This window comes from Arthrobacter sp. Br18, assembly GCF_000520555.1.
Classification (GTDB): domain Bacteria; phylum Actinomycetota; class Actinomycetes; order Actinomycetales; family Micrococcaceae; genus Arthrobacter_D.
Genome location: NZ_AZSA01000262.1, coordinates 1 through 8,404 on the forward strand (window position 1 = coordinate 1; position 8,404 = coordinate 8,404).

Annotated in this window: 7 protein-coding genes and 3 pseudogenes; 5 read left to right on the forward strand and 5 right to left on the reverse strand. The window is 61.5% G+C overall.

The window, feature by feature from the left end:
- Positions 1 to 91: 91 nt before the first annotated feature.
- A pseudogene (locus Y704_RS18140) lies at positions 92 to 1,360 on the forward strand (IS1380 family transposase); the annotation flags it as partial.
- Positions 1,346 to 1,741: a transposase gene (locus tag Y704_RS24990; protein ID WP_253904188.1), complete on the forward strand. Its 396-nt coding sequence runs from the start codon at positions 1,346 to 1,348 to the stop codon at positions 1,739 to 1,741. The pseudogene Y704_RS18140 and the gene Y704_RS24990, both read left to right, overlap by 15 nt.
- A gap of 638 nt (positions 1,742 to 2,379) precedes the next feature.
- Here the strand turns inward: Y704_RS24990 and Y704_RS0101585 are convergent.
- Both Y704_RS0101585 and Y704_RS0101590 read right to left on the reverse strand, forming a co-directional pair.
- The gene (locus Y704_RS0101585; RefSeq protein ID WP_026548829.1) at positions 2,380 to 2,661 is read right to left on the reverse strand and encodes a hypothetical protein; all 282 of its coding nucleotides are present in this window, start codon (positions 2,659 to 2,661) and stop codon (positions 2,380 to 2,382) included.
- 112 nt (positions 2,662 to 2,773) lie between these two features.
- Positions 2,774 to 3,055, reverse strand: a complete 282-nt coding sequence (locus tag Y704_RS0101590; RefSeq protein ID WP_026548830.1) for a hypothetical protein — start codon at positions 3,053 to 3,055, stop codon at positions 2,774 to 2,776.
- Positions 3,056 to 3,395: 340 nt separating this feature from the next.
- On the opposite strand from Y704_RS0101590, the gene Y704_RS0101595 reads away from it, so the two are divergent.
- The 3 genes from Y704_RS0101595 (at position 3,396) to Y704_RS25510 (ending at position 4,435) form a co-directional block, all read left to right on the forward strand.
- The gene (locus tag Y704_RS0101595; RefSeq protein ID WP_026548831.1) at positions 3,396 to 3,578 is read left to right on the forward strand and encodes a hypothetical protein; all 183 of its coding nucleotides are present in this window, start codon (positions 3,396 to 3,398) and stop codon (positions 3,576 to 3,578) included.
- A gap of 83 nt (positions 3,579 to 3,661) precedes the next feature.
- Positions 3,662 to 3,853: a hypothetical protein gene (locus Y704_RS0101600; RefSeq protein WP_026548832.1), complete on the forward strand. Its 192-nt coding sequence runs from the start codon at positions 3,662 to 3,664 to the stop codon at positions 3,851 to 3,853.
- 321 nt (positions 3,854 to 4,174) lie between these two features.
- Positions 4,175 to 4,435: a DUF3024 domain-containing protein gene (locus tag Y704_RS25510; RefSeq protein WP_275451044.1), complete on the forward strand. Its 261-nt coding sequence runs from the start codon at positions 4,175 to 4,177 to the stop codon at positions 4,433 to 4,435.
- 15 nt (positions 4,436 to 4,450) lie between these two features.
- Here the strand turns inward: Y704_RS25510 and istB are convergent, their stop codons facing one another.
- The 3 genes and pseudogenes from istB to Y704_RS24765 all read right to left on the reverse strand — a co-directional run.
- Positions 4,451 to 5,266 (reverse strand): IS21-like element helper ATPase IstB, encoded by an 816-nt coding sequence (gene istB, locus Y704_RS0101610; RefSeq protein WP_026548834.1) that lies wholly within the window; start codon positions 5,264 to 5,266, stop codon positions 4,451 to 4,453.
- A pseudogene (locus Y704_RS18145) lies at positions 5,263 to 6,700 on the reverse strand (IS21 family transposase). The gene istB and the pseudogene Y704_RS18145 overlap by 4 nt, the downstream one beginning before the upstream one ends.
- A gap of 1,432 nt (positions 6,701 to 8,132) precedes the next feature.
- Positions 8,133 to 8,404: pseudogene (locus tag Y704_RS24765) on the reverse strand (hypothetical protein); the annotation flags it as partial.

Below are 8,404 nucleotides of genomic sequence, written 5' to 3' on the forward strand. Positions count from 1 at the left end.
GTGTGTGTTTAAAAGCTGAAAGGTGCTCCTGACGTGGGAAAGTGTTGTTACCACACAGCAATTTCCAGTACGTCGAGGGAGCACCTTCCAGGTGAGTAATGTTACCGGTCTCTACCCGTCCGTCCGCGTTGATGCGGCAGGCTCTGGGGTGGTGTCTCAGGCCGGTGGGCTGATCCTGACGGACACGGTCCGCGTCTCGGGGCTTGGTGCCGGGCTCTCGGACGCGTTATCGCCGTGGCGCAAACCGTTCGCAATGCACGACCCGGGCAAGATCCTCACCGATCTGGGCTTGTCGCTGGCCACCGGCGGCGACTGCCTCGCCGACGTGGACCGGCTCCGTGCCCAACCGCAGGTCTACGGCCGGGTCCCCTCGGACCCGACCGTCAGCCGGCTGATCACGACCCTGTCCACGATAAAACCAGCCAAGGCATTGGCGGCGATCAACACGGCCCGGGCCGCAGCGCGGGCCCACGTCTGGGCGGCCGCGGGCGAGCACTCGCCGCTGCACGGGGTCAGCAAGGGCGCACCGTTGGTCGTGGATCTGGATGCAACACTGCTGATTTCCCACTCGGACAAAGAAGACGCGCGTCCGACGTGGAAGAAAGGCTACGGGTTCCACCCACTGGCCGCCTTCGTCGACCACGGCGGTGAGGGGACCGGGGAACCACTGGCGGTCCTGCTCCGGCCAGGGAACGCCGGATCGAACACCGCGGCCGACCACATCCAGGTCACCAAGGACGCGCTGCAACAGCTGCCCAAGGGGTATCGGTCGGGCAGGAAAGTGATGATCCGCACCGATTCCGCCGGCGGCACCCACGACTACCTGGACTGGCTCACCCACCCACGCCGGAACCTCGCCTATTCGGTGGGGTTCCCGCTCCACGGGGCCGTCGAAGCGGTCCTGCCCCGGGTACCGAAGACCGCGTGGACGCGCGCCTATAACAGTGACGGGATCGAACGCGACGGGGCGTGGGTCGCCGATATCACCGGGATGCTGGATCTATCTTCCTGGCCGGCCGGGATGCGGCTCATCGTCCGCAAGGAAGTCCCGCATGTCGGCGCGCAGCTGAGGATTACTGATGTCGACGGAATGCGCTACACGGCCCTGGCCACGAACCAGGAGACCGGCCAACTCGCGGACCTCGAGGTCCGCCACCGGTTACGGGCCCGCTGCGAGGACCGGATCCGCAACGCCAAAGACACCGGTCTGGGGAACCTGCCCCTGCACGCATTCGCCGCGAACACGCTTTGGTGTCACCTGGTCATGCTCGCCGCCGAACTCATGGTCTGGGCACAGATGCTCGGCCTCCACGCAACGAAGGCCAGGCGCTGGGAGCCGAAAAAAATGCGCTACACCGTCCTAGCCACGAACCAGGACCATGGCCAGCTCGCGGACCTCGAGGTCCGCCACCGGTTACGGGCCCGGTGTGAGGACAGGATCCGTAACGCCAAAGACACCGGCCTGGCGAATCTGCCCCTGCACTCGTTCGCCGCCAACACGCTCTGGTGTCACCTGGTCATGCTCGCCGCCGAACTCATGGCCTGGGCACAGATGCTCGGCCTCCACGGCACGAAAGCCAGACGCTGGGAACCGAAGAAACTCCGGGCGAGGATCTTCGAAATCGCCGGGAAGACCAGCCGACACGCCCGACGCCTGACCGTGCACCTCGCCGCCAGAGCCCCTGACACGCCGCTGCTCATCAAAGCCCTCACCCGCATCAGAGCCCTGGACCCGCCGTAAAAGCCACCATCGCCGACAGACCCCGAGCAGGAAAAGCAGCCTCGACGTGATGGACGTGGAACCATCACCGACCACCGCCACCGGTCAGCGGCAACAATGTCGTACCCACATGCCAGAATCAATCACATCAGGCAACCAGTAAGCCCCGATCACACCGACGAGACCGCCTCATGAAAGATCGAGGCTAATCCGTAACAAAGGGCCGTGGACCAGCAGCAACGACCTGGAAATTGCCGTTGCGGAATACATCGATTGGTACAACCACCGACGTCTTCACAGCGAGATCGGCTACCTACCGCCAGTGGAAGCCGAAACCATTTACTACTCAAAACTCCCGGCCATCAAACCGATGGAACGGGTCTAACAAACCCTCCACCACACCCGGGGCTTGACAGAGTCCGGCATCGCGGGCCAGTCCCATGACCGGGACCAACCCACCCGCGGACACGAAATTGGGCTCATCGAAGGAAGCTGACAGGGACAAACCAGTATGAGAAAGTTGCATCTACGAGATGCCTGTCTTTTCGGTCAAAGGTGTTCTAGACAAACCCCATTTTCCTTGAAAAGACAGGCATTCTCGGTTTAAACCGCCGATAACTCCCCGATCAGCATCGGTGGATCAAGGCTTAGTGGTGGTTTCAGTCGCCGTTATCCTCATCTGTCAGTCCACGTTGTGCCAGTTCGGCCGCCTCGGAGGTTCCGGGAGGGGGAGGATCAGCTGCCGGCGGGACCTGATCAGGGGCGTAGTCAATAAGTCCGGCATCGACCCGTTCCTGTTCCGTGGCGGCCGCCAGAGCATCGTCGTCGATTCTTTCGGGCATCCCTGCAGGGCTCTGGCGAATGGGATTCGGAAGTGCATCGTTGTCCGGTTCAATAACATTGTCCAGGTTGGTTCTATTTTCATCTCTGGGAGTGGACATTATTGTCTCCTTCGCTCGAAATGGTGCTTTGATTTTCCGTGGGGGAGGCAAGTGGGAGCTACGGAGGCCGTTTGTAGGGCAACAGCTGCTCATAGCCGAACTGGTGTAGGTCCTACCGGGGCGGGTCCGCATCGTTTTGGTAGCCGTAGCGTTCGGACTGGTCGGAAGATGGTTTGCCCGCTTCAGGCTGCGAGGGGTACTCGCTGGCAGTATTCGCGGATTCATCCGGTTCCACGGCAGGCGCATGCTGTCCGGCCTGGTCTTGTGAGGTCTTCGCTTTGTCTGCTATTGCTGGGTCGGGGTCTCTTGGAAGCTCGGGGTTCGGGATGTTGCCCTCGCGTGCTGCTTCCTCGTCGGAGAAGGCCCAGCCTTCCGCGTTTTCGCCTGACGTCATCGTGATCACTTCCTTGTCATCGTGGACTTTGTAGGTGGATCGGTTACAACGCTAGCACCGGCCAAACCAGTGGGGGAGGTTTGCGGGTGCCAGGGGGTTACTTTTCGGGCTGGTCCGGAGAATGATGGACAGCAGGCTTACATTCGTGACGCAGGACCACGACCACGATGCGAGCCGGGATCGTCATACACCTGCGCTTGAGCGGCCGCACAACCAGGCTGCGACCCCCATATGGGTGCGGGACCGGTAGTTCTTTCTGGTCGCGGCCCAGCAAGACGCGTAAAGTCGGAAGCTACCCGATACTGCAAACACACGAATTGACGATCGGAAGGAAACCCTCATGGGCCTGAGCAACATCATCAAGAACACTGCTGGACGATTCACCGGCAGGGCCAACCCCACCGGCACCACCGGGCGGCGTTCCGGGACCGGCAGGCTGAACACTCCCGGCAGGGGCGGCGTCGGCAAACCCGGACCCGGAGGTATCGGCGGGATGATCCGCAGCATCCTCAACCGGCGATAAATCCTAAGTTGTAGCCGCCTGGATCGACAGCACCGGGGGATACGGTTAGTGAACAGTCGAGATAGGAGCATGGTGTGGAAGCGATGCAGATTGAGAAGTGGTGGCCGCGTGTTGGTGTTGAAGCAAAGCAGTGGTTGAGGGAAAACCAGGGATCTGCCGATGTCCCGGACGACGTTAGAGCCGGAATCGTCGAGGCGGGCGGGCCATCTGAGGGCCAGCTCCTCACAGACGAAGACTGGCAGTTCATCCGCACCCAGTCCGAGTACGTGGACTGATACTTACCTGGACTGATACTTCTGTAAGGGAGAACTCTCGGGTGCCGACGACGAACGGCAGAACGACGCACACCCCCAGGCACGTTTACGTCTGCCACCGGTAGTCGAGGGCGGGGGAGCGTCCCGCTTTCAGGACAGCACGCCCCTGAGAGGTGGTTGTGTCAAGTAGTTCTGGACCCACCGTGACGGTTTGATTTGAGTCCACTCCGTGGTGCTTCTGGGATCATCGTGGGTATGGTTTCTTCCGGATTGCCCGAGCTCGATGTTGCTCGTGCGCGCCGTTGGTGTGCCGAACGGGTGCCTGCCAGGTTCAGCGATGAGATGCGGGTGGAGTGCGATGTCGCTGCCCGTCACATCACGATTCTTGAATGCCGTCCCCCGTGGGATGAGAACGGGGAAACGCAGTGGTCGCGGTTCCCCATAGCCCGGATGTATTTCACCAAGAAGACAGGGCTGTGGACCTTGTTCTGGCGCGACCGGAATCTGAAGTTCCATCAGTACCGGTTCCTCGCTCCCAGCCCAAGTCTTCAGGTCCTACTGGATCATGTGGATAAAAGCGGGGATCCCATTTTCTGGGGATAGCAGCCAGCGAGGTATTCATTCATCCCGGAGTTGCTGGTTTTTGGTGTGGGCCAGCCGGTAGGAGTCCGTTCCGGTTTCTATAATGGTTCCCTTGAACGTGAGCCGGTCAACGATCGCCGCGCAGAGTCGGGGGTCGGTGAAGGTCTTGGTCCAGCCGGAGAACGATTCGTTGGTCGCTATGGCCACGGACGCTTTCTCCTCGCGTTCGGTGAGGACCTGGAAGAGCAGTTCGGCGCCGCGGCGGTCCAGTTCCATGTAGCCCAGTTCGTCAATGCACAGCAGATCGACGCGTCCGTAACGGGAGATGGTCTTGGCCAGGACCTTTTCGTCCTCGGCCTCGACCAGCTCATTTACCAGCCTGGTGGCCAGGGTGTATCTGACCTTGAATCCTTTTTCCGCGGCGGCCGTGCCGAGACCGATCAGCAGGTGGGATTTGCCGGTCCCGGAGTCCCCGATGAAGCACAGCGGCTGGCCTTTCCTGATCCAGTCCCCGGTGGCGAGGGTATTGATCGTGGCGGCGTTGATGTTCGGGTTCGCCTCGTAGTCGAAGTCACCCAGCCATTTATCGCGCGGGAAATTCGCCGCTTTCACCCTCCGGACGGAGCTGCGTCGGTCCCGGTCATCGCACTCGGCGAGCAACAACTCCGCGAGGAATCCCTGGTAGGAGAGCTGTTCCTTCCCTGCCACGGCCAGAGCTTCCTCAAGCACGGTCCTGATTGTTGGCAGACGCAGCCGGCGGCATGCCTGTTCCACGGCTGCCATGGCGGCCTGTTCAGTCATTCCGCGCCGGCGGCGCAGCGTCTGGGAGACAACCGGTGGGGTCGGGCTCATGATGCGTTTCCTTCTCTGGCAGGGACGGGTTCCGGGGACGCGGCGCGGTCCGGCAGTCTGAGGAGCCGGTCATATGCCGCCATCGACGGCAGCGGCCGTTTGTCTGCAGGAAGGCCGGCGATCACTGCCGCCGGGTCTGCCAGACGGCGCTGGGTAAGGCTGAGAATCCGGTGTTGGACAATTTCCGCTTCCCCGCAGGCGACCTGATCGGCCGGGCCCCGCACCGTGCCGCGTTCAGCTGCTGCCCGGCGGGCTTCTACTGCGACAACATCTGCCGTTACCGCCCCTACCCGCAAGGCTGCAGCGATTCCGTCGACGACGTCCCGGGCGTCCATCGAGCGATGCAGGAGCAGAACATCGATCAGTTCCCTGGTCCCTGCCGCGTCGCCGTCGGTTTTCCTCACCGCCGCCCAGAACGCGTCATGGGCCGGAGTGAAAACACCCGAAGCCCGGGCCTGAGACAGGGCGGTGGAGCCCGGCAGGGCACCGGGCTTGATACGGAGTACTTCCAGATAATGATCCAGCTGAACGCACTGCCCGCCCCTGACAACAGTGCGCGGATGCCTGGCAATCAGTGTTCTGCCGTCAAAGACCTGGATCTCCGTCGCACGCAGCGAGACCCGGACTTTACGGCCGATGAACCGGGCTTGATACGGAGTATCTGGCCGTCCTGACACTGATTAGCGCCGAGCGGTCGACCCTGGGAGTGAGGACCAGGCCTGGATCAAACCCTTCTACGGGTACCGGCCTCAGGAAAGGACGTTCAGCGGTGAAGTCCTGGCCAACCGTGCTGATCCTGTTGCCGATCCGCCGACGGTCCTCGCCCTCGTCCCATGCCCGGATTTTCCGGTTCAGCTCTGCCAGGGACTCAACAACTGGCACCGGGGTCAGGAAATTCCGCCGGAACCTGCCAATCTCTCCTTCAACCCCGCCCTTTTCATGGGCGCCGGAGATGCCAGGCTCGCAGTAAAAAGGGTCAAAGCCGTAGTGGGAACGGAACAGCACCCAGCGCTCGTTTTCCGCCCTCTGCCGCCCACCCCCGTAAAGGACTTTCGTTACCGCACTGGTCAGGTTGTCATACCGGATATGCCGCACCGGGATGCCGCCGATCATGTTGAACGCTTCGATATGGCCTTCCAGGAATGCTTCTTGGTGCTCATCAGCCAGCCGGGCGAAGATCCGCCGAATGGTATGACGCTGTTTCCTCGGTGCCTGAAGATCCTCGGACAGCATCGCATCAATCAGGACCTTGACCGGCTGCAGCTGACGGGCCACTCTCACCGGCGTCTTCCGCGGCGGCGGTTCAGCGGAATCCAACGCCAGCCGCACAATTTGTCGCCCTACTCCGTGGCGTCGGGCCAGCGCACGAATAGACAGACCCTCCACCCGCGCATCCCGGCGAATTCTGGCAAATAGCTCCACTTTTGATCTCATCCCATGCCCTCCACCGTTGGAAACCAATCAGATGAGAACAACGCTGGGGTGGGTCCAACTCAAACCGTCACAACCTGCCCGGCGAGTCGGCAGGTGGGCTCAAAACAAACCGTCATACCGGGTTCAACTCAAACTGCCACAACCACCGCACGCTGTGAAAACGACAGAGCAGCCGTCCTTGTAACGAAGGACGGCTTTTTGTCGGAAACACGGCGCATTACGGCGTCTATGGACCGAGCACGAGAACAAAATGATGACACGTCGTGCAACCGGAACTAGACGAGGCTCTGCAGCACACCTGGTGACACGCCCGGGAGGTTACAAGGTACGTGCCGTTGCTATAGGTGCGCATGGGAATAGGCTGCAAGGACGTGCCAGCGCACCCGGGATGATCAGGGCTCCCCTTGCCTGGACGGGCGAGGAGCCACCGACCGGGAAGGAACAGTGCGATGCATCGGAGTGGGATGATTCTCTTCCATGATCCAGCAACAGGCGGTACGACTATCCAACCCGCTGACGGCAACTCCCGCCTGATATTTGTACCCACGAATCGGCACTGGCGGCCGGCATGGTAGTGCGCTACACCCTGGACAGGGTCGGGCACGACAGGATCGTGAGAATCCACATTGCCTTCCCTACCGCTAACGGGGCTCCGCGAAGCCCTCAGCTTCCTGACCGTCCTGTTGATCCTGACCATTCTCTAGATATAGGGGCGCCATGACGACGACCCCGTCCGCCACTGGAGAGACCGGCGGCCCACCGGGGGGAGGTGCCGCAGCGAGGGAAAGTTTGGCACTCAAACGCCCTGAATCGTTGTGGCAGCAACGGTTACTGGACCTGCAGTTGTTCATCGGCACCCATCATCGGCTCCCTTCCGGTATGCGGGACGACCCCGCAGAGCGTCGACTGTATCGATGGCTGAGCCTTCAGTGCCGCCGTGCCACGGTAGGAACGCTGCCGCTCATCATGATGGACCAGCTGGAAACCGTTACCATCGACTTTTCCGAACCTGAGGTTGGACCTACCCGGCCGCGGGAAAATCCACGGCAGGGTTTTGTGCCTTGAACGGCAGAATCAGCATGCTTCCGCGAGTAAAGACGTCGTGGCATGAGTAGTTTCTTATCCTGTGCGGGCCCCTAACGATCCGCATCGCAGCATGAGTGTCCACAGCATGAGTGTCCGCAGCACCGTGGAACGGGGTGCGGACGGCGCTGCGGTGCATACGGCCGCTACCTTACTCACTGCGGGTCAACCACTTGTGGGCGGGTGGAGCCCTTGGGATTCAGCTCAAAGCCGTCCACCGGTGGGTGAGCCGACCGGCTTCACGATGAAAATGACAGTGGCTTCCACGCTTACCTGTCCGGCAAGAGTGGAAGACACTGTCGTATCTGGTGAAGGAACGACCCTTCAGGTCTAGGGTGTCCCGTTTTTGTTAGTTGGTCGTCCTGCGGCGGATGCTGAAGGCTGCGCCTGCGGCGATGACCAATGCCCCGGCGAGAAAGCTGATGCCGGCGGTGCCGAACGGGGTTTCGTTGGTGTTGTTTGCCGGTGTGCCTGCAACGCCGGTATCCGCTCCACCGGAGGGCATTTGTCCCATCTGTGCGGAGCCGAAGTTGCGGGTGTCTAGCCAGGCGGAGACCTCAGTTGAGAATTGGTCCTTGGTGTTGTGGAGGGTGACTGCGTGGCCGGTGGCTGGGATGGTTA